Consider the following 581-nt stretch of genomic DNA (forward strand, 5'->3'; position numbering starts at 1 on the left):
CGGCAACATCGGCAACATCGGTGACGGCGGGCGTCGAGTGCCGGTCCAGGACCGCCTCGATGATCCTCATGAGCCGTTCGCCCGCCTGCCCGACGCTGCCGTTCTGGGCGCTCACCTGGGCCCCTTCGAGGAGGAAGGTGATCTCCGCCGCCGCCTCGTCCGGATCGGGCAGCCCGGCCCGGGCGCACAGGTCGGTGAGCCGGTGCAGCTGGCCGGCCTTGTGGGTCTCGATCAGCCGACGGGCCGGGTGGGCGTGGTCCGGCAGTTCCGCGATGGAGTTGATGAACGGACATCCCCGGTGCGAGATCTCGGGAAGTCCGTCGGCGATGAACCGGGCCATCCCCAGGATCTGCTCCCGGGGCTCGTCGGGGTGCGCGTCCGCCAGCCGGTCGAACACGGCGGTGTAGTCGGCCGCGACGATGCGAAGCCACTCCTCGACCAGCGCGTCCTTGGTCGCGAAATGCCGGTACAGCGCCATCTTGGTGGTCTCGGCGCGGTCGGCGATCGCCTGGACGCCCACCGCCTTGATCCCCTCGCGGGAGAAGAGCTCCTCCGCCGCGTCGAGGATCCGCTCCCGCGGG

At 70.9% G+C, this 581-nt stretch carries 1 protein-coding gene; it reads right to left on the bottom strand.

The annotated features are described in order from the left end of the window. On the bottom strand, positions 1-581 hold a 581-nt coding region (locus CCN72_RS37480; RefSeq protein ID WP_107430317.1), incomplete at both ends, for a TetR/AcrR family transcriptional regulator.

Source organism: Streptomyces murinus (assembly GCF_002154555.1).
Taxonomy (GTDB): Bacteria; Actinomycetota; Actinomycetes; order Streptomycetales; family Streptomycetaceae; genus Streptomyces; species Streptomyces murinus.